At 67.8% G+C, this 18,867-nt stretch carries 26 protein-coding genes; 10 read left to right on the forward strand and 16 right to left on the reverse strand.

Annotation, left to right across the window (positions count from 1 at the left end; all coding sequences use genetic code 11):
• Window positions 1–564: 564 nt before the first annotated feature.
• Complete coding sequence (locus ACRYA2_RS25675; protein ID WP_433634558.1) at window positions 565–1,188, reverse strand: phosphoribosyltransferase; 624 nt, start codon at window positions 1,186–1,188, stop codon at window positions 565–567.
• A gap of 118 nt (window positions 1,189–1,306) precedes the next feature.
• On the opposite strand from ACRYA2_RS25675, the gene ACRYA2_RS25680 reads away from it, so the two are divergent.
• Complete coding sequence (locus ACRYA2_RS25680; protein WP_433634486.1) at window positions 1,307–1,903, forward strand: hypothetical protein; 597 nt, start codon at window positions 1,307–1,309, stop codon at window positions 1,901–1,903.
• 2 nt (window positions 1,904–1,905) lie between these two features.
• Here the strand turns inward: ACRYA2_RS25680 and ACRYA2_RS25685 are convergent, their stop codons facing one another.
• On the reverse strand, window positions 1,906–2,364 hold the full coding sequence (locus ACRYA2_RS25685; RefSeq protein WP_433634560.1) for a pyridoxamine 5'-phosphate oxidase family protein: 459 nt from the start codon (window positions 2,362–2,364) through the stop codon (window positions 1,906–1,908).
• Window positions 2,365–2,473: 109 nt separating this feature from the next.
• On the opposite strand from ACRYA2_RS25685, the gene ACRYA2_RS25690 reads away from it, so the two are divergent.
• Complete coding sequence (locus ACRYA2_RS25690; protein WP_433634488.1) at window positions 2,474–4,225, forward strand: ATP-binding protein; 1,752 nt, start codon at window positions 2,474–2,476, stop codon at window positions 4,223–4,225.
• 3 nt (window positions 4,226–4,228) lie between these two features.
• Here ACRYA2_RS25690 and ACRYA2_RS25695 read toward each other — a convergent pair whose 3' ends face one another.
• Window positions 4,229–4,393, reverse strand: coding sequence for a hypothetical protein (locus tag ACRYA2_RS25695; protein WP_433634490.1), 165 nt, complete (start codon window positions 4,391–4,393; stop codon window positions 4,229–4,231).
• Window positions 4,393–4,704, reverse strand: a complete 312-nt coding sequence (locus ACRYA2_RS25700) for a hypothetical protein (protein ID WP_433634492.1) — start codon at window positions 4,702–4,704, stop codon at window positions 4,393–4,395. Before ACRYA2_RS25700 ends, ACRYA2_RS25695 begins: the two co-directional genes overlap by 1 nt.
• 263 nt (window positions 4,705–4,967) lie before the next feature.
• Here ACRYA2_RS25700 and ACRYA2_RS25705 point away from each other — a divergent pair, with 263 nt between their 5' ends.
• On the forward strand, window positions 4,968–6,170 hold the full coding sequence (locus tag ACRYA2_RS25705; RefSeq protein ID WP_433634494.1) for a WD40/YVTN/BNR-like repeat-containing protein: 1,203 nt from the start codon (window positions 4,968–4,970) through the stop codon (window positions 6,168–6,170).
• On the opposite strand, the gene ACRYA2_RS25710 is transcribed toward ACRYA2_RS25705, so the two are convergent.
• The 3 genes from ACRYA2_RS25710 to ACRYA2_RS25720 all read right to left on the reverse strand — a co-directional run bounded on the left by ACRYA2_RS25710 (window position 6,158) and on the right by ACRYA2_RS25720 (window position 7,784).
• A complete protein-coding gene (locus ACRYA2_RS25710; protein ID WP_433634496.1) occupies window positions 6,158–7,102 on the reverse strand; it encodes a DUF3179 domain-containing protein in 945 nt (314 codons plus the stop codon). The genes ACRYA2_RS25705 and ACRYA2_RS25710 overlap by 13 nt on opposite strands.
• Window positions 7,103–7,186: 84 nt before the next feature.
• Window positions 7,187–7,375: a DUF7576 family protein gene (locus tag ACRYA2_RS25715; protein ID WP_433634498.1), complete on the reverse strand. Its 189-nt coding sequence runs from the start codon at window positions 7,373–7,375 to the stop codon at window positions 7,187–7,189.
• A gap of 52 nt (window positions 7,376–7,427) precedes the next feature.
• The gene (locus ACRYA2_RS25720; protein WP_433634500.1) at window positions 7,428–7,784 is read right to left on the reverse strand and encodes a hypothetical protein; all 357 of its coding nucleotides are present in this window, start codon (window positions 7,782–7,784) and stop codon (window positions 7,428–7,430) included.
• A gap of 279 nt (window positions 7,785–8,063) precedes the next feature.
• Between ACRYA2_RS25720 and ACRYA2_RS25725 the strand changes: the two genes are divergently transcribed.
• Entirely contained in the window at window positions 8,064–8,648 is a 585-nt protein-coding gene (locus ACRYA2_RS25725; protein WP_433634502.1) for a DUF7344 domain-containing protein, read from the forward strand.
• Window positions 8,649–8,889: 241 nt separating this feature from the next.
• Here the strand turns inward: ACRYA2_RS25725 and ACRYA2_RS25730 are convergent, their stop codons facing one another.
• Window positions 8,890–9,276 carry a DUF4112 domain-containing protein gene (locus ACRYA2_RS25730; RefSeq protein WP_433634504.1) on the reverse strand — a complete coding sequence of 129 codons (387 nt, stop codon included), beginning with the start codon at window positions 9,274–9,276 and terminating at the stop codon, window positions 8,890–8,892.
• 122 nt (window positions 9,277–9,398) lie between these two features.
• Between ACRYA2_RS25730 and ACRYA2_RS25735 the strand changes: the two genes are divergently transcribed.
• Window positions 9,399–10,139, forward strand: coding sequence for a hypothetical protein (locus ACRYA2_RS25735; RefSeq protein WP_433634506.1), 741 nt, complete (start codon window positions 9,399–9,401; stop codon window positions 10,137–10,139).
• Between the two features lie 17 nt (window positions 10,140–10,156).
• Here ACRYA2_RS25735 and ACRYA2_RS25740 read toward each other — a convergent pair whose 3' ends face one another.
• Together ACRYA2_RS25740 and ACRYA2_RS25745 are read right to left on the reverse strand one after the other, a co-directional pair.
• A complete protein-coding gene (locus tag ACRYA2_RS25740; protein ID WP_433634508.1) occupies window positions 10,157–10,537 on the reverse strand; it encodes a hypothetical protein in 381 nt (126 codons plus the stop codon).
• Window positions 10,538–10,653: 116 nt separating this feature from the next.
• Entirely contained in the window at window positions 10,654–10,944 is a 291-nt protein-coding gene (locus ACRYA2_RS25745) for a hypothetical protein (protein ID WP_433634510.1), read from the reverse strand.
• Between the two features lie 197 nt (window positions 10,945–11,141).
• Here ACRYA2_RS25745 and ACRYA2_RS25750 point away from each other — a divergent pair, with 197 nt between their 5' ends.
• Window positions 11,142–11,705, forward strand: a complete 564-nt coding sequence (locus ACRYA2_RS25750) for a HalX domain-containing protein (protein ID WP_433634512.1) — start codon at window positions 11,142–11,144, stop codon at window positions 11,703–11,705.
• Window positions 11,706–11,782: 77 nt separating this feature from the next.
• Window positions 11,783–12,298: a hypothetical protein gene (locus tag ACRYA2_RS25755; protein ID WP_433634514.1), complete on the forward strand. Its 516-nt coding sequence runs from the start codon at window positions 11,783–11,785 to the stop codon at window positions 12,296–12,298.
• Window positions 12,299–12,373: 75 nt separating this feature from the next.
• Here the strand turns inward: ACRYA2_RS25755 and ACRYA2_RS25760 are convergent, their stop codons facing one another.
• The 3 genes from ACRYA2_RS25760 to ACRYA2_RS25770 all read right to left on the reverse strand — a co-directional run bounded on the left by ACRYA2_RS25760 (window position 12,374) and on the right by ACRYA2_RS25770 (window position 14,010).
• Entirely contained in the window at window positions 12,374–12,874 is a 501-nt protein-coding gene (locus tag ACRYA2_RS25760) for a GNAT family N-acetyltransferase (RefSeq protein ID WP_433634516.1), read from the reverse strand.
• A gap of 65 nt (window positions 12,875–12,939) precedes the next feature.
• On the reverse strand, window positions 12,940–13,470 hold the full coding sequence (locus ACRYA2_RS25765; protein ID WP_433634518.1) for a DUF192 domain-containing protein: 531 nt from the start codon (window positions 13,468–13,470) through the stop codon (window positions 12,940–12,942).
• A gap of 63 nt (window positions 13,471–13,533) precedes the next feature.
• Window positions 13,534–14,010, reverse strand: coding sequence for a DUF456 family protein (locus ACRYA2_RS25770; protein WP_433634520.1), 477 nt, complete (start codon window positions 14,008–14,010; stop codon window positions 13,534–13,536).
• 132 nt (window positions 14,011–14,142) lie between these two features.
• Between ACRYA2_RS25770 and ACRYA2_RS25775 the strand changes: the two genes are divergently transcribed.
• Genes ACRYA2_RS25775 through ACRYA2_RS25785 form a run of 3 tightly spaced genes read left to right on the forward strand, consistent with a single transcriptional unit; the run spans window position 14,143 to window position 16,161 of the window.
• Entirely contained in the window at window positions 14,143–15,021 is an 879-nt protein-coding gene (locus tag ACRYA2_RS25775) for an NAD(P)H-binding protein (protein WP_433634522.1), read from the forward strand.
• Window positions 15,018–15,734 (forward strand): DUF7530 family protein, encoded by a 717-nt coding sequence (locus ACRYA2_RS25780; RefSeq protein WP_433634524.1) that lies wholly within the window; start codon window positions 15,018–15,020, stop codon window positions 15,732–15,734. Before ACRYA2_RS25775 ends, ACRYA2_RS25780 begins: the two co-directional genes overlap by 4 nt.
• 40 nt (window positions 15,735–15,774) lie before the next feature.
• Complete coding sequence (locus ACRYA2_RS25785; RefSeq protein ID WP_433634526.1) at window positions 15,775–16,161, forward strand: hypothetical protein; 387 nt, start codon at window positions 15,775–15,777, stop codon at window positions 16,159–16,161.
• Between the two features lie 52 nt (window positions 16,162–16,213).
• Here the strand turns inward: ACRYA2_RS25785 and ACRYA2_RS25790 are convergent, their stop codons facing one another.
• From ACRYA2_RS25790 to ACRYA2_RS25800, 3 genes are all read right to left on the reverse strand, one after another.
• On the reverse strand, window positions 16,214–17,101 hold the full coding sequence (locus ACRYA2_RS25790) for a sulfurtransferase (RefSeq protein WP_433634528.1): 888 nt from the start codon (window positions 17,099–17,101) through the stop codon (window positions 16,214–16,216).
• Window positions 17,102–17,202: 101 nt separating this feature from the next.
• Complete coding sequence (locus ACRYA2_RS25795; protein ID WP_433634530.1) at window positions 17,203–18,150, reverse strand: universal stress protein; 948 nt, start codon at window positions 18,148–18,150, stop codon at window positions 17,203–17,205.
• Between the two features lie 179 nt (window positions 18,151–18,329).
• Window positions 18,330–18,701: a DUF7344 domain-containing protein gene (locus ACRYA2_RS25800; protein ID WP_433634532.1), complete on the reverse strand. Its 372-nt coding sequence runs from the start codon at window positions 18,699–18,701 to the stop codon at window positions 18,330–18,332.
• Window positions 18,702–18,867: the final 166 nt, after the last annotated feature.

Genomic DNA, 18,867 nt, shown 5'->3' on the forward strand with positions numbered 1-18,867 from the left:
CTTCACAGACGGTCTCGCCGTGCTCCTCGTCGTTGACGAGGTTGCCGCCGCACTCGGGACAGACCGTCTCGTCCTCGCTCTCCTGTTCTTGCTCGCTCTCGTGTTCGTGTTCGGTTTCACTGGACTGTACGTCCGCTCCGCCGTAGTTTCGGATTCGAGTACCAGTCATGATGGATTGATGGGACCGCACTGTCGGATGCGCTGGCGGGTGCTCCCGGAAGGGGGGAACCAAGAAAGTCCCGGGAGGTCATTCCCTAACCAGTAGTAAGGCCGAAAATGATATAAACGCTTCGGTAGATTGTGCAAGGTGGACCCGACTCCCGGCCGCGCTTTTCTCGAGATTACCCCGGCGAAACGGCACGAACCTCCCGATACGCGGAAAGCTGCCCCAATCGGCCGTGATAGTATTGCATTTAATTCACACAACCATGTGGCGGAACGCCACGGGACTTCGACGTGCTCGGCGATTCTGTGTGCACTTTGGAACGCACTCGCACCGCTCTTCGACCGCGGACGGTCGCGCCAGCCTCGGCGGTGTCGGGGTTCCGGCGTCGAAAGCAGCGGTCACTCGTCGAGGTACGACCGGGCCTGTTCGTCGGACACCTGGTCGAAGCGCCGGTAGAACTCCCCGACGGCACCGAACCCCGGCGGCGTATCCACGCAGACGACCTCGTCGGCCTCAGCGCGGAGGCGTTCGACGGAGGTCGGCGACCCGACCGGTGCGGCGAGCGTGACGTGGGCCGCATCGTCGTTCCTGACCTGTCGCAAGCAGGCGATTATCGTCGCGCCCGTGGCGATGCCGTCGTCGACCACGAGCACGCGCCGACCCGACAGGTCCGGAGTCGGTCGGCCGCCGCGGTAGGTCTCGGCCTTCTCGCGGGCCGCCTCGGCCTGTCGCTCCCGCTCCCGTTCGACGTACTCCTCGCTCACCGACAGATTCTCGACGATGCCGTCGTTCACCCACGCGCTCCCGTCGGCTCCGACCGCTCCGATGGCGAGTTCGGGGTTCTGCGGTGCGCCCATCTTCTTCGCGACGACGATATCCAGCGGCGCATCGAGTCGGTCCGCGACCACCCGCCCGACGGGCAACCCACCGCGCGGTACCGCGAGCACGATGTCCGCATCGACGCCGCGCTCCTCGAGCAGGGTCGCCAGTTGCTCACCCGCGTCTCTCCTGTCGGTGAACACGGTTACCACCGTGGGGAGCACGACGTGCTCGCGAATAAATCCTCGCGCCGTCGTCGGCCCCGCTCGGGTCTCGGTCGGGCACACGTTTCGAGTCCCCGGACGACGATAGGGGGAACGAATGCAGCGAGTATCGCAGGCGACGGTGCTGCGCCACTGGCTACGGCTGGAGTGTGCGAAGCCGGAGACGCCCGATCTCGCGGTCGAGTCGCTGTCCGAACGGGCTGCGCTGGACCACCTCCTGGACTGCAAGCCCGGTGCGGCGGCGTTCGTCTGGCGCGACGCCCCGGTTCGCTGGTACCGGACGACGCTCTCGCCGGAGGCGTTCGCGCGACTGCGCGTAATCGAGGGACCCGAGGGGATGCTGTGGCAGTCGCTCTCGTCGGACGGCACGGTCGTCGGCGCGGCGCGGTGCGTCGCCGGCGGCGACCCCGACGCGCTCGCGGCCGAAACGGGAGTCGACGTCGGGCGCGTCCTCGACTTTCGCGAGAATCCGCCCGACGAACCGCTGGTGCTGGCGCGACGCGAGGGCTGCGAGCCACCGTTCGTCGCCGACGGGAACTACCGGGCGACGGCCCGCGCCCTCGCGCTGGTCGAAACGGGCGAGTACGACCCGGTCGAGGCGTACCTCGGCGTCTGTTCGCAGCCGGTGCTGGAACCGCTCCGCCAGCGCGCCTGCGCGCTCGTCCGGCGCGCGCTGGGGCGGTGGCCGCGGTAGCGCTACGCTCGCTCCAGGCTCGGGGAGAACGACTGGTCACGGGCCACGACCGTGTCGGGGTCGACGCGGACGAACGACCAGCGGTCCGTGTCCAGCGCCGCGAAGCGAGGGTCCCACGCCGAGCGGTCCTCGCCGAGGTACCGCTCCAGGAGCCGGTCGACCCGGTCGTCGTCGAGCGGTTCCAGCGACGCCTGGCCGCGCATTCCGACGTGGATGACCCGCCCCGCGCGCACGCCGAAGTCGACGACGGCGAGCGCGACCTCGGGACGCTCGGCGACCCGTCGCGCGTACGACTTCCCCTCCGTGTCGCCGAGTATCCAGACTCGCTCGTCCTCCCAGAGGAACCACAGCGGCGAGACGCGCGGGTGGCCCTCCGGCGAGGCGGTGCCGAGGAAGCAGAACAGCGGTCGGTCGAGGACGGCGTCGAGCGGCGCGTCGAGCGTGTTCTCGACTATCTCCATGTGGACGGGCACGGCGGCTCCGGTCAAGGCGTTTTCGCGTCCGACGGCGATTCTCCGTCGCGTCGCCATGCAAAATTTGAAGACGTACCTGTCGGTACGAGCAAGTAAGATGGACGAAGAACAGCGGCTGTCGGTCGGACATCTCGTCGACGACGGAACGCCGGTGTCCCTTCCCGTCGTGGAGATTCTGACGGGCCGTGGCTTCGTGACCGGAAAGTCGGGGTCGGGCAAGTCCAACACGGCGAGCGTCGTCGTCGAACAGCTACTCGACGCCGGCTACCCGGTCTGCATCATCGACGCGGACGGCGAGTACTACGGCCTGAAGGAGGAGTACGAACTCCTGCACGCCGGGGCCGACGAGGAGTGTGACATCCAGGTCAGCGCCGAGCACGCGGAGAAGATCGCGGCGCTCGCGCTCGACCAGAACGTCCCCATCATCCTCGACGTGTCGGGCTACCTCGACGACGACGAGGCGGACGAACTCATCCGCGAGACGGCCCGACACCTATTCGCCAAGGAGAAGAAGCTGAAGAAGCCGTTCCTGCTCGTCGTCGAGGAGTGCCACGAGTACATCCCGGAGGGCGGCGGAATGGGCGAGACGGGGAAGATGCTCATCAAGGTCGGCAAGCGCGGGCGCAAGCACGGCCTCGGCATCATGGGCATCAGCCAGCGCCCAGCGGACGTGAAGAAGGACTTCATCACGCAGGCGAACTGGCTGGTCTGGCACCGGCTGACGTGGGAGAACGACACGAAGGTCGTCAGCCGCATCGTCGGTTCGGAGTACGGCGAGAAGGTGCCGGACCTGGACTCCGGCGAGGCGTTCGTCCAGACGGACTGGACCGACGGGGGCGTCCGCCGTATCAAGTTCAATCGCAAGGAGACGTTCGACGCGGGTGCGACGCCCGGACTCGACGACTTCGAGCGGCCCGAACTTAAGTCGGTCAGCGACGCGCTGATGGACGACCTAGAGGGTATCACGGAGATGCGCGAACAGGAGCAGAACCGCGTCGCCGAACTCGAGAGCCGCCTCGAAAACAGGAACGAGCGCATCCGCGAACTGGAGGACGAACTCGAATCGGCCCGCAACGTCTCCGCCGCCGCGCGGAAGATGGCGAACGCTCTCGCCCACGGCGAAGTCGGCGCGCCGGAGGACGTCCAGCGGCGACTCCGCGAGAAGGACGAGCGCATCCGCGAACTCGAAGCGAAGGTCGCGGAACTCCAGGACGAACAGTCCGAACTCGGCGAGTTCGAGGCGGGCGTCGACGAGTCGGCGCCCGCCACGACGGACGGCGAGGCGGGCGAGGTGGACGACGCGGCGACTGCCGACTCGCCCGCAGTCGACGGCGCCACGTCGTCCGCCGGCGAAACGGTCGGTGAGGAGGCGGAGGCGAACGAGACGGACGAAAAGGGGTCGGGCGAATCGGCTGTCTGGGACGCGGAGGACGACGAGGTGATGGCGTACCTGGAACGACTCCGGGAGCGCGGACACGAACTCCGGGACTCGGTGGTGACCGACATCAACCCCGAGACGGCGTCGCTCATCGACCTCGCCCAGTCCGAACCGGTGGTCGTCCGCATCGACTCCGCACGCCGCGAGTCGCTGTGTAACGAGGACCACTCCTGGGACGTCGTCGCCACGCTCGCCCGCGACGGTCCGATGACCGTCCACGAAATCGATGAAAGCGTCGCCGCGTCCGTCGAGCAGATTCAGAGCCTGCTGGCGGAACTCCGGAAGCGCTCGTTCGTCACGCGGGACGAGAACCGCGCGTACGCGCTGAACCGGGAGGCGATGGTCGCCGTCGTCGAGGACCCGGACGAGCGAATCCGCACCAGCGAACTGATCGCCCAGTGGCGCGAGTAGCGCTCAGCGCCAGCGGTCCTCGACGCCGCCGTCGCGTTCGGCGTCGCGCAGGCCCCGGGGATTCCACTCGTCGGCCGCCCGGCACTTCGCCACGAGCGCGCCGAGTGCCGCGAAGAGCGCGGTAGCGACGAGCAGTTCCAGCACGAGGAACGCGGCGAAATCGACCATCAGTCCTCGTTCGCGCCGGAGTCACCTGTCGGTTCCGGCGACTCCGATTCGTCTGCGGACCCGGTCTCGTCCGCCGATTCGGGGGGATTCTCGCCCAGGCGAGGGCGCAGGAAGTGGACGGTACCGGCGAGCATCAGTCCAACGCCGAGCGTCACGCCGACGTAGTCGAAGCCGGCGGACGCGACGCGAATCCCCGGCACGGCGAGGTACGCCGCACAGAAGACCGCGAGCAACAGGAGTACTAGCGACCACGGTCCGGGGAGTCGTCGGCCGTCGTCGTCTGATTCGGAGTCGTCGTTCGGTTCGGACACGCGTTGACCAGTCGTCCGACTCTGCCGTCTCCGTGGTTATAAACTTTCGTCAGCTTCTACCATTTCGAAGAGAAATTGTAGTCGAAGGATAGATAGTTCGAGGGTTCGAATCGCCGGACCATCGGGCCGGCGGCGAAGCGAAGGACTAGTCGCGCGGAGAGTACTCGACGGTACTGCCGCGCGCGATAGCTGTCTTCTGCGCGATACACCCCCTGGTCCGCGGCGAGAAGGCTGATTAGTGTCAGCGCCCAATCGCCCGGCGAATGGACGACGCATCCGAGCGGGGAACCGTCGGGGGATTCTGGAACTACTACCGGCGATACACGAGGACCGCCGTTCACGCCGCCTCCGCCGCGGCGCTGACCGGCCTCGGATACCTCACGACCGTCCACGAGGGGTTCGCGGTCCTGGCCGTCGCCGCGTACGTACTACCGCCGGTCTACCTCTACGCGACGCGCGAGGAGAGCGAGCGCGCGCCGACCGACTCGTCGGCGTCGCCGTCGGTCGTCGAGAACGACGTAGCGGAGGCGACGAGCGCGGGCGACGAAACGGCCCCGGACTCCGGGGAGGAACGGGCTTCAGAGGACCCCGAACTGGAACGCGACCGCTGGACGACCGCAACGGTGCCGACCGACGCGACGCTGCGCGCCGTCACCGCCGACGGTCGGCCCTGCGTGGTCGGCGACGGCGGCGTCGTCCTGGCGCGCGGCGGCGACGGCTGGCGGACGGTCGTCGACGACGGACCGGGGGCAGCCTCGAACGCGCTGCGGGGTGCGGACGCGACCGAGGACGGTCGGGTCTGGTTCGCGGGCGACGGCGGCGCGCTGGGGCGACTCGACGCCGACGCCGACCGCGTTACCGACCATTCCGCGCCGGAGGAGATGACGAGCACCTGGAACGACGTCGCGGTCGCGGGACGGGCCGGCCGGGAAGCCGTCTACCTCGCCACCGGGTCCGGCGAAATCGTCCGCGGACGCAACGACGACGGCGACCTCTCGTGGGCCGCGCCGGTCAAACCCGGAAGCGGGTCGAGCGTGGCCGCGGTCGCGTTCGACTCGCCCGAGCGCGGCGTCGCCTGCGACACCGGGGGTGGCGTGTACGAGACGACGGACGGCGGCCGGGAGTGGGAGCGCATCGGCGCGGCGGACGCCGCCCTGCACGACGTGGCGTTCGCGGGCGAGACGCTGTACGCCGTCACCGACGACGGGTCGGCGCTGCGCTACGACGGCGACCGCTGGACGCGCCGCTCCGTCGCCGACGCACCGCTTCTGGCGGTGGCGGGGTACGACGGGAGCACGGAACTGCTGGCAGTCGGCGAGGACGGCGTCTACCGGCGCGCCGACGACTGGGAGCGCGTCGACCTCCCGACGTTCGCGGCGTTCCGGTGCGTCGCGACCAGCGAGGGCGGGACCGGGGTCGCGGCGGGCGACGACGGGACCGTCGTCGAGCGGTCTCAGGGCTCGTAGAACGCGTCGGGACCATGGTCGTCCTGCCAGGCGAATGCGAACAGCCGACGAGCGGGGAGTCGGTCCAGCGTGCGTCCGTCGTCGCTCTCACCGGCCGCGCCGTGCCAGCGTGCGCCGTCGCCCCGGAAGTACGGACCCTCCTCCGGTTCGAAGGCGACCCCCGGATGCTCGAAGGCGTGGATGCCCTCGGCGGCGAAGACGACGGCGTCCGCGTCGCCGACGCTGGCGGTGACGACCCCGCCGGCCGCCTCGACGCGGGAGAGCGGCACGCCGAGCGCGTCGCCGTCGCGTTCGAGGCCGACGACGACCGCCTTCGGGTCGAGGTCGTCGCGGTTCCACTCCCGCGAACCGTCGCCGCGGTGTGCCGCCAGGCCGAAGCCGTCCGTCTCGAAGTAGTCGCGGTACGGCTCCTCGTCGTAGTCGATCTCCTCGACGCTGTCGCCGTCGCCGCTGGCCTCGCTCGCGCCGCCCGGCGGCCGGAGGACGACGCCGTCGTCGTGGCGCTCACGGAATCTGTTCCAGGGGAGCATCGCCGCAGCGCGGACGGTCAGCGACTCGCCGGCGAGTTCGCCGGCGATGCACTCGCCGCTCGACTGTTTCCACTCCGACTCCGTCTCGCGGTCGTACAGGACGAGGTCGTCGTCGGCAAGCTTCCCGGAGACGCCGAACGTGAGCGTTCGCCCGGCCACCTCGCGGACGTAGACGACGGCGCTCCCGCAGAGGGGACACCACGTCACCGCTATCGGGTCGTCGACGTGGTCGTTGACGACCTCGTGGTAGTGGAGGTATCGGACGGGATAGGCGCGGGTTGGCCCGTCGTCGGACTCGACGACGATGACACGGTCGTCGGGGTCGCCGTCGTACCCGCGTCCGAACGCCGGGTCGTCGACGCTCGGGATGGCGTCACGCGGTACGACCTGTCGTACGTTCATCGTCCGGACGTTCCGCGTTATCGTACAAAAGTTCGGGGGAGCGGTCGCTCTCGGGTTCCCGTCTCACTTTCTCCGGTTCCCGTCTCACTCCGGGAACGCGCCGGTCCACTCGTCGAGGCAGTCGTCGCTGCAGAAGTGACAGTCGACTCGCTCTACGTCGTTGGCGGTCACGTTGTGCCGCACCGTCACGCGGGGGTGGGCGTCGCTCGTATCGACGAGGCTGTTGCAGTTCGCACATTCGTCGAACTCGTCGTCTGGAGTATCGACGGCCATGGAGTCCCTACACAGTCGCCCGGAGTAAAGCTACTGCCCGTTGTCGGTTCCCCTACTCGCGGAGCGCGTCGGAGTCGTCCGACCGTACGGCGACGGTGTTCTCGAACGTCTCCCGGACGTCCTGGGCGAGCACGGAGAACGCCATCGCCCGGATGAACACCTCGTAGTCGGCGTGCGTGTCGGTCGCGTCCTCGGTGACCACGTCGTTGACGACGTCGATTTCGGGTTCCTTCTCGGAGAGCTCACAGATCCGCAACGATGTTTCGCTGTTCCAGAGGTCGACCACGCAATCGCCCACGGAGCGGTACAGGGCGGCCCGGACGCTCATTCCGGATTCGACGCGCACGTCCACGTCGCTCGCGAGACGGCGCACGACGCGGCGGTATTCCGGCCTGTCGAAGTTCGCCATTCGGCGTAACGTTCGATTGACGGCTATTAATAGGTGGATGACGGCCGTCTCGCCGCCGGCGAAGCCGAGCGTAGTTGGCCAAAAGATAGAATACCCGTTTATCCGTCGTCAGGACCCAGTATCTTTATAAAATGCTGCAGTGCTATTGAACTCCATGGCACGCGAACGAGGAAACGACAGATTACTGCGCCGTACGCGCTGGACGGCGTGGACGTCCGCCGGTAATCGCTGCTTGAACGGCGAGTCAGGGCAGGCACCGAGGCCGTATCCGGGCGACCTATGAGCGCCTCGTCAGACGCGCCACAGCCCCGGTCGGTCGACGACCGGGAGGACGCTCAGGCGTCGCTTTCCCGCGACAAGATATTCCACATCCTCCAGACCCAGCGCCGGCGCGACGCGCTCCGCTACCTGAAAGACCGGGAGGGGCCGGTGGAGATGCGGGCGCTGGCGGAGCAGGTGGCGGCGTGGGAGAACGACACGACGGTGGCGGCGCTGGCGTCCGACGAGCGCCAGCGCGTTTACATCGCTCTCTACCAGTCTCACCTCCCGAAACTCGACGAAGAGGGCGTCATCGACTACAATCAGAGTCGGGGCGTCGTCGAACGAGGGGTCCTCGCCGACGAGTTCGACCCCTACCTCGACGTGTCCGACGAGGACGGAGAGCAGGTCGAAACGGCGGAGACCGAGACGCGGTGGCTCGACTACTACCGGCACAGCACCGCGGCAGGCATCGTCGTCGTCCTGCTGTCCTGGCTCGGCGTTCCGCCGATGACGGTTCTGGGGACCGGTCAGTGGGGTGCGCTCGTCGTCGCCGCGTTCGGACTGCTCTCGCTCGCCCACGTCGCGCTCGGCGACCGGGATTGACGGCGTTCTCACCCGGGCCGCTTACTCACCGCCGCGTTCGAGCCGTCTCGGTAATCGACAGCGAACTGAACGGAAGCGACCGGGGGTCGCGGGTCGCCTCCAATTCGGAGACGCGAGGTCGAGAGAAGCACGACGGTCCCGTCGGGACTTACCTCCGACGACGCTGGTCGAGAAACGGCGAACGCACGCCGCGTGCGTCGCGGCGTTCGAGTCCACCGAGAGCCGAAGGGCGCAGCGACGATTACGCGTACTGTTCGACGTGCTCTTCGAGCAGGTCGACGTTGCGTACGTTGGCCTTCCAGAACGCGTCGAACAGGGTCCCGAGGACCGGGATGGACCCGACGACCGCGTCGAGAATGACGTTCCCGACCATCCGGGCGAGTTTGTCCTGGGGAACGCCCATCAGGTACCCCTCGAGTACGATGTACATCGATATCACCGCGGAGAGAGCGTCGCCGCCGACCGGAAGCAGCCCCAAGACGGGGTCGAGCCCGAACCGGTAGTCGGTGCCCGGCACCGGGATGGCGTTGTCCATCATCGTACTCAGCGCCCGGACGCGTTCGATGGAGTCGTGTTTCTCCGGCGGCAGGTCGGCCGGCAAGTCGTCCGTCGTCAGGTCGCTCGACATGGCTACCGGTTTGAACGGACTACCTGTAGGCCCTTCGGCCGTCGGGCGACCGGGGAGTCTCAGCCGGCTCGGCGGGACGGGTCTAATCGCTTAAGTAATGTCCGTGTCAGGTTGGGCCAGACATGGTCGTTCCGCTCGGGCACGTCGAGTCGCAGGTCAGCGCCGGCGTCGTGCAGTTCGTCGGGGCAGGCCTGCTCACAGTCTCCTCGGCAATCTTCGCCGTCTACGCGCTCCGGAACCGACAGCTCGACCGGCTCGAGTCCCAGCGATCGTTCTGGCGCTACCTGACGCTGCTCGGCGTGGCGGGAACGACGCACGGACTGACCGTGATGCTCGGGGCGGCGGTCCACGCCCGCTCGCTGGTCGCGCTCTCGCACGCGGCGCTTCTGTTCGCGACCGTCTTTCTGGCCTTCGCGATGAGAGAACTGTACTACAACAGCGCGCTGGCACCGCCGCCGGGGGACCGCGACGTCTCGCTTGTCCGACTACGACGGATAGAGACCGGGTTCGTCGGCGTCATCCTCGTCGAACTCGTCGTCGTGTTGCTCATCGACCAGGGGGCGGTGGCCGCGCTCGTGAAGGGAGCGGGAAGTCTGGCGTTTGCCACCTACGGCGTCGTCTTCGCCGAGCGACTCGAGTCGTTGACGCGGGGGACGCCCGTCGACACGCTTCGCCGCCATCTCGTTCCGGTGCTGGTCTGCACCGGACTGCTCGGGGTCGCGGACCTGGCCACGCTATTCGGCGTCGGCCACGTCGTCGCCCGGAGCGTCCAGAGCGTCTTCGTCGTGATGGTCGGCGCGTTCCTGCTCACCGCGAGCATCCGCCTCCAGCAGAACGTCCACGGACTCTCGACGCCGGAGTGAACGTCCGACGGGACGATCTACAGCGGGCGGAGCCGTCCCTTGTCGCAGTACGGACACCGCTCGTCGACCCCGTAGCGGACGCAGACGCGCCCGCACATCCGACACGCTCTCAGCGCTTCGCTGTTCGTCGTGTCCTCGCGCCGGGCGTCGATAGCCGCCTCTAGGGCTTCGAGCTTCGACTCGGCGTCCGCCAGCCGTCGCTCCAGCGACCGGAGTACGGCGCGCAGTTCGGCGGGGCTGGGGTCCGCCGGGCGGTCGAACCGTGGCACCGACTCGTCGGCCGTCCGTCGTCGTGGCTCTCGCTCACCCGGCGTCTCGGGCGGACGCCGCCAGCGTTCGTTCGTCTCGAGCCGTGGTCGTCGTTCCCCGTCGGGGCCGCCGCGGTCGTTCCGGGACATGGTTCTATCGCTCCGAGAGACGACGTGGTACCGTATCAAAGTCCGCGTGTCGCCCGCCGTTCGCGTTCAGGGGCGTCGTCGCCCGCCGTCGCGGCGAGACCCCGGTGGAGGAGCGGCTAGAGGGACACGTCCTCCGGCCGGTCCACGGGAAGCGGTGCGTACAGCCGCTTGCGAGCGTCGGGCGCGTAGAGTCCCTCCTCGACCAGACCTCTGTCTTTCAGTTTCGTCAGCGCGTCGCGGGTCGTCCGGGCGGGCAACAGCGCGTTCTCCCGTACCTGCCGCTGGGTCAGGGGTGCTTCCTCCTGGAGAACCCGGTAGACCAGTTTCGCGCTCGGTGGCAGTGCTAGAAGCCGCTCGAATCGTTCCTCGGGCGTTTCGTCACTAGTGCGTCCAGCAAAAACGACCACTGGTTTCGGACATACCGTTCGAGCTTTCGCGCTCCAGCGTGTTATTTATTCCGGTCGTATCATCGGAACGGAAGTAAAATAAGTTCCATATCTAATAGTTCGGATACTCTACAACCGCAATATATAAAGATGCCATGGCGAATGGTTCATTAGCGACCAGTACAGGTTGGAAATTCCCGAATCCGTCAACTCAAATCATGGCTGCTGACGACCCTACGATTCTCGTCGTGGACGAGGAAGACGTGACAGACCTATACACGACGTGGCTCGAGAACGACTACGACGTACGAAGCGCATACGAGGGAGAGAGCGCCCTCGAACTGCTCGACGACGGCGTCGACGTCGTGTTGCTCGACCGGCGGATGCCGGGTCTCTCGGGCGACGAAGTTCTCTCCGAGATCCGGGACCAGGACCTCTCTACCAGGGTAGTGATGGTGACCGCAGTCAAACCCGACTTCGACATCCTCGACATGGGCTTCGACGATTACCTTGTCAAGCCCGTGTTGAAAGACGACTTGCATCAGGTAGTCGAGGGGATGCTGACCCGCGTCGACTACGACGGACATCTCCAGGAGTACTTCGCGCTCGTCTCAAAGAAGGCCGTCCTGGAGGCTGAGAAGGACGCCGAGGAGCTCAGTCAGAGCGAGGAGTATCAGGCGCTAATAGAGGAGGTCCACCAGCTCCGCCAGCAGGTCGACCACGCTCGCGCGAGCCTCAGCGACCACGAGGACTTCGTCGGCGCGTTCCGGGACCTCGGGTAGCGCGTCGACACGCCGGTCTCTTCGACTCCGCCCGTTCATCCGAAATAGTAAAGACACTTACCCCACAGTGGGTTGACATGAGGGACGAGGACACGGAGGAGATACTGGACGCGCTCGGTCTGGACGGGGAGACGGACCTGCCGGCGTCCCCGGAGGCACACTTCGAGCACCGCCTGCTGTCGGCCGTGGTGGACGCGCGCCGCGAGGGCGTCGACTACTGGCGACTGTTCGAACTCCTGGAGCGTTACCAGCGCGCCGCGGTCCGGGCGGCGTTCCGGAGCGGCGAGTTCGGCTCGGAGTACGTCGGGAGGGTCGGCCAGGACACGGTGCAGTACTCGCAGGTAGTCCACGCGACGGCCCAGGCGATGACGGACGGCGCCGAGAAACGCGACGTGCTCGTCAACCTCGCCAGCGCCTACCGGCTGTTCGAACGGGAGTGGACCGGCGAGGGATGGTCGGCCGGGGGTTCGGCCGTCGCGCCGGGCGGAGCGGCCCGCGGTCGGGGAGACGAGACGGAGAGCGCGACGCGGACTGCCGACGACCGCGAGTCGCCGGGGAGGGACGCGACTGGCGATGCGGTCACCGAAGAATGAACCTCGCGTACCCCTACCCGAGGTAGACGGAGAAAGCGCCACCTTCGGTAAATGTTTTGTGTTCCGGGGGTCGGGTCAGGCTTCCTCGCCCGTGAACGACAGCGTGTAGACGTTCTCCGCGTACCGTTCGCCACCGAGTTCGACCTCCCCCTCGTCGGTCTTCTCGAAGTCCAGACCCTCGTAGAAGGCGTTTCCGGCCTCATTGCCCGCGAGCACCATCGCCTTCATGCGGCGCATGTTGAAATCGAGCAGGTCGTCGCGCAGGCGCTCGTGTAGCGCGGTCCCGATGCCGCGACCCTGGTGGTCCGGGTCGACGTACAGCCGGAGGACGTACCCCTCGTCGTCCTGGCAGACGCCGTGACAGAACCCGACGACGTCCTCGTCTTCGGTAGCGACGACGAACGCGGTTCCGGGGCTGTCGAACGCCGACGCGAGCGTCTCGTCGGCGTACCAGTCGTCGACCGTCTCCTCGATGGTCTCCTCGTCGAGCAGGTCGTCGTAGGTCGCTCGCCACGCTCGTAATGCGACTCGGCGAATCGCTCCGGTGTCGGCTTCGGTCGCAGGTCGCAGTTCCATACCGTGGCTTCTCCGTGAGCAGTGGTAACGCTTCTGAACTACCAGCCCGGTTGCAGCAAGAAAAGTCAGCTTTCGGTCGTCGGGCGCGACTCGTTGAACGCGAGTTCCGCCCCGGGGCCGACGCCGGTGCGGTTAGCGAACCCCTGTCGCATCTCGACGACGTACTTCGCGGGCGCGTCGCTGGAGTAGCGCCTGAGTTCCGCGTCGGTGGCGTTCGGTTGCGGATCGGCGTGCGCGACGTCGACGACCGTCCCGTTCGCCGCGACGAAGACGATGTCCAGCGGGACGAGCGTGTTCTTCATCCAGAACGTCCGCGGGGCCGCCTGCCCGTAGACGAACACCATGCCGTGGTTCCGCGGGAGCGACTGGCGGTACATCAGTCCGCGACTGCGCTCCTCCGGCGCGTTGGCGACCTCGAGCGTCACCGAGACGCGCTCGCCGTCGACGACGAACGCGGCGGAGACGTTCTCCTCGACGTCCGTCGTCCGGGGCGGCTCCTGCGTCGTCGTCCCGTCGCCCGGCAACCCCACTCCCGAACACCCTGCCAGCACCACCAGCGCGGCCAGCGCGACGGGCAGGGACGCGTTCGCTTTCATGACACCGGGCGACGACGGCCAGCGTCAAAAGTCCGGGTGTTCGTTCGACTCGGGCGAGGACGCTCAGAGCAGCGTGACCGCGAGGAAGCCGACGAGGACGGCGGCGGTCACGAGGAACTGGACGACCGCCGAGGCGAGCATCCCGACGGCGGCGTAGACGCCGCTGCGAAGGCCCTGACGGGCATTCCGCGTGCGGACGGCCTCCACAGCGAAGACCGCCCCGGTGACGCCGACGAGCATCCCGACCGGACCGGTGACGAGCAGCGCGACGACACCGACGACCGCCGCCACGACCGCGGAGAGCCGCGACGCTCCGCCGGCGCGGGCGGCGGCGGCCCCGCCGAAGTAGTCGGCCGCGAACGCGGCGGCGCCGACGACCGTCGCGGTCGCGACGAACGCCAGACCGGGCGCGCCGAAGTCAGTCGACCACCAGTAGAGATAGACGCCCGAGAGCGAGAGCGGTACGCCCGGGACCAGCGGAGCGACGCTGCCGACGACGCCGACGACGAGCAGCGCCACTGCGACGAGATAGAGGTCCATGCCCGGACAGGGGGCCGCCGGCCCCTTCACGGCTGTGGGCGTCGGCCCGCTCTGGCCGGACGGTCTGCCTGCCGTGAGCCAAACGTGATTGCCCGACAGCTTTTGAGTGTTCCACGTCCGATATTTCAGTGAATGAGAGTACTCGTCGCTGGAGCTACGGGATTCGTGGGAAGTCACCTCCTCCCGGCGCTGGTCGAGCGCGGTCACGACGTCGTGGCGCTGACGCGTAACGCCTCCGATTACGACCCGCCGGCGGGCGTCGACGTTCTGGAGGCCGACCTGAACGACCGCGAGAGCCTGGAGGGCGTCTTCGAGGGCGTCGACGCGGCCTACTACCTCGTCCACTCGATGGGGAGGAGCGAGGACTTCGAGCGGGAGGACCGGCAGGTGGCGCGCAACTTCGTCGCGGCGACTCGCGGTTCGGGCGTCGAGCGCGTCGTCTACCTCAGCGGTCTCGGCGGTCACCGCGCGACGCTGTCGGACCACCTCGAGTCGCGTCGCGAGGTGGAGTACGTCCTCGGCACGGGCGAGTTCGACCTCACGGTCCTCCGGGCGGCCATCGTCGTCGGCGACGGTAGCACGAGCTTCCGCATCGTCCGCCAGCTCGCGGCGCGGCTCCCGCTGATGATCACGCCGCAGTGGGTTCGGACCGAGTGCCAGCCCATCGCGGTCGACGATATGGTCGCCTACCTCGCCGGAGTGCTCGAGGTTCCCGAGACGGCCGGCGAGACGTACGAGGTCGGCGGTCCGGACGTGCTCACCTACGGCGAGATGGTCGAGCACACCGCCGAGATACTGGGCCACTCGCCGACGATGGTGTCGGTCCCGGTGCTGACGCCGCGGCTGTCGGCCTACTGGGTCGACCTGGTGACCGACGTCCCCCGGGACGTCGCACATCCCCTCATACGCGGACTGAAGACGCGCACCGTCGTCGACGACGACCGCATCCGGTCGCTCGTGGACGTGAACCTGACGCCGTTCGACGAGGCGGTCGAGCGGGCGGTCGCATGACGAACGAGGAGCAGCTCGAGGAGGCGACCCGGCTCTGGACGTACGAGGGCATCGTCGACGCCGCCCCGGGCGTCGACCTGCCGGACTGGGCGGCGGTCGTCGTCCAGTTCGCGCTGTTCGAGGGGGCTCTCCTCGCGCTCGCGTGGGCGTACGACCTTTGGCAGGGCGTGCTGGCGGGCACGGCGGCGGTCGTCGTCGCTACCGCGGGAAGCGCGCTGATGCTCACGCTCGGGCGCAGCATCCGCGAGCTCGAGACGCCGGCTGCCTATCGGGGACTCCTGTTCGGGTCGCGCATCGAGGTCGTGCTCGGCCTACTGTCGTTCGTCGGGCTCGTCACGTACCTGTTCGTCTACGACCCCCGGCAGCGCGGCACGCCGCTGCTCGTCGAACTGCTCGGTCGGGAGCCGCCGCTTCCGGCCGTCTACTTCACGCTGCTGGTGCTCTGGGACGTCTGCTACCGCATCGGGACGGCGTGGTGGGCCAGCGTCGTCGGCTTCTGGGTGGCGGTGCGGTACTCCGACGAGTCGATGGCCGGCACCGACTTCCGCCGGGTGGACGTCCTCACCGTCGCGTTCGCCCTGCTCCAGCTCGTGCTCGTGCCGTTCGTCCGGGAGGAGCCGTTCCTCGTCTTCGCGCTCGTGGGCCACGTCGCCGCCGTCGTGATCGTCTCCGCTGCGGCGATTTTCGTCCGTTCCCGGTCCGGAACTATTTAACGAACGAGGGCATACTCCGGTACGTCACGGGCTGGCACGTATGTCCGAGCAGGAGCCGACGTTCACGATTCCGCACCGTCCGCAGCGACAGTACCCTCGCAGCGGCGGCGTCACCTACGAGGGCGAGACCATCTTCCGTCTCTCGCCCGACGCCGACCGCGAGGAGGCGCAACTGGCGGACCTCGTCGAGGGCGTGCTCGCGGGCGACGCCTACACGTTCGGCGACTGGTTCGACCTGCCGGCGCCGGTGTATCTCGTCCACGACGACGAACTCGACACAACCTTCACCGCGGTCGTCCGGAACGGCTCCGTCGAATTGCACGTCCTGCCGGACACCAGTTCGGAGGGGCTGGCGGCGCTCTACCGCCGACTCACTGCGGCCTCCGAGACCGACTGGTCGGTCGCCTGCGAGTCCTCGCCGTCCTGAAATCGGCCGGAAAAACGAGTTCGCGGTTCGCTGGCTCGGGACCGGGTCGCGACTACCCCTTGCTCGCGCGACTGGCGGGGTCGTCGACCTCCGTCTCGATGGGCGAGCGGATGAGGTTGCCCCACTCCGTCCACGACCCGTCGTAGTTGCGCACGTCGTCGTAGCCCAGCAGTTCATGCAGCGTGAACCAGGTAATCGAGGAGCGCTCGCCGATGCGACAGTAGGTGACGACCTCGCTGTCGTCGGTGATTCCCTGCTCGTCGTAGAGCGACTGCAGTTCGTCGGGGTCCTTGAACGTCCCGTCGTCGTTCACGTTCTCCTTCCACGTGATGTTCGTCGCGCCCGGGATGTGTCCGGCGCGCTGGGCGGTCTCGGGGCTGCCCTCGGGCGCTATCTTCTCCCCGCGGTACTCCTCGGCGGAGCGCACGTCGACGAGCGGCACGTCTATCTCCAGCGCGTCTTCGACGCCCTCGCGGTAGATGCGGATTCCGTCGTAGGGGCCGCCGGCGTCGTACTCTTGGGCCGGGAAGTCGGGTTCCTCGTCGGTCGTCTCGTAGTCGTTATCGAGCCAGTACTTGCGGCCGCCGTCGAGCAGGTAGACGTCGTCGTGGCCGTAGTACCGGAACTGCCAGTAGGTGTAGGCCGCCCACTGGTTCCACTCGTCGCCGTAGAGGACGACCGTGGAGTCGTCGCTGATACCGGCCCGTCCCATCTTCTCGGCGAAGTCGGCCTTCTTCAGGATGTCGCGCTGGAACGAGTCCTGGAGGTGCGGGCCCCACCGGAATCCGACCGCACCCGGGATGTGTTCCTCGGCGTACGACTCGTCGTAGTCGATGTCGGCCTCGACGAGGCGATACTCGGGGTCGTCGCTCTGGAACTCCTCCAGTCGGTCCGCGACCCAGTCGGCACTCACGAGCGCGTCGTTCGCGTAGTCTGGCATACACGCCAGTGTCGAGTTTCATTCTCCTTTGTCTTTGCCCCAAACCTCACGGAGGCCGAAAATACTGGTGAGGGAACCGGTTCGCTCCCTTACAGGTCCGCTCACTTCGCGTCCGTCCGGCGGGCGGACAGCACCGGCACGTCGGTGTGGCGCAGCACGGTCTCGGTGACGCTGCCGACGAGGTACCGCTCTACCCCCGACCGTCCGTGGGTGCCCATCGCTATCAGGTCCGCGCCGCGCTCGCCCGCGACCTCGCGGATGGTCGACGACGGGACGCCCTGCTGGACGGTCGTCGTCACCTCGACGCCGCGCTCCGCTCCGGCCGCCGCGACGGCGTCGGTCGCTCGCTCGCCGAGGTCTTCGAGCGCCGCCAGGGCGTTCACGTTGGCATCCGGGAACACGTCGTCGTCGACGAGCACGTTTCGGACGTCGACGACGAACAGCGCGTGGACCGTCGCGTCGTACTGTTCCGCGACGGTCAGCGCGTGAGCGACCGCGGGACTGACGCCCTCGCGGCCGTCGGTGGCGACGAGTACGTCGTCGTACTCGGTCGGCGTCCCGGTCCCGTCGTCGGTCCCGGTCGCGCGGAGGCTCAGCACGGGCACGTCCGCCTGTCGAAGCACGCGCTCGGTGACGCTGCCGACCAGTATGCGGTCGAGACCGGTCCGTCCGTGGGTGCCCATCGCTATCAGGTCGACGTCGTAATCGTCGACGTAGTCGAGAATCGTGGCCGAGGGAACGCCCGTGACGACGTCGGAGATCGTCGCGACGCCTGCGTCGTCGGCCCGTTCGGCGACGGTCGCGACCGCTTTCTCACCGGCAGCTTCGAGGCGGTCTTCCTGCTCGCGGGCGATGTCGTCGAGGTCGGCGATGCCCGAACTGTACTGGCGCGCGTCGACGACGTGAAGCACGTGCAGCGTCGCGTCGAACGCGGCCGCCAGGGCTGTCGCGTGTCTCGCCGCTCGGTCGGACGGCGCGCTCCCGTCCGTCGGAACGAGAATCCGTTCGTACGCGTTGACGTCCTGCTCGTATGCTGTGGTGTCGGTCATGGTTCTGGGTTCGAACGCGTCGCGGTCGGTTCGCCGTCGTCGTCCGCCGCCGGACGTTCGGGTGCCCTTACGGCTACCGCTTCGACCCGGAGACGGGAATAAACTCTCCGTCTTTCGCGTGCGGGAATCGTCGCGCCTTCGCTCCTCCGTCCGGAACGTCGCCGCGGATCCGTCGGGGGTCAGGGGACGTAGTGCTCTTCCAGGTCGTCGTCGATCGCGAACCGGAGGTCCGCCTCTAGCGACGCCACCCGGTCCGTGAGTTCGACGGTGTCGGTGTCGGGGTTTCGCTCGAGCAGGCCCGCCTGGGTCAGTTTCGGCAGGTGCGTGTGGACAAGCGAGATACAGACCCGTTCCAGACGGTCGTCGTCGAGGCTGTCCGGCGGCGCGTCGAACTCCCGACGCGCGACCGCCCGCGTCAGTTCGTCGAGCGGAACCGGCCGACGTTCGCCGAACAGGTACGCCAGCACGTGCCGGCGACGCTGGTCACGGAGGATGTCGAAGACGAGGTCCGGCGTCAACTCCGGTCGATTCCGTCCGCGCTGGTTCGCCATTGTTTCCACCTGTTTTTTCCTACGCCATGGACAGGCATATACTTGGACCTCGATTATCGGTGTGTGAAATTCCCGGCCCCGCGCCGGTCGCGTCCCGACGCAGGGTTGCGCGACCCGGCGGCGGGTCGCCCGCGGCCGGCGGTCGGCCTCCGGTAGTTCTTCGGAG

The sequence above is a fragment of the Halomicrococcus pelagicus genome (assembly GCF_050954125.1).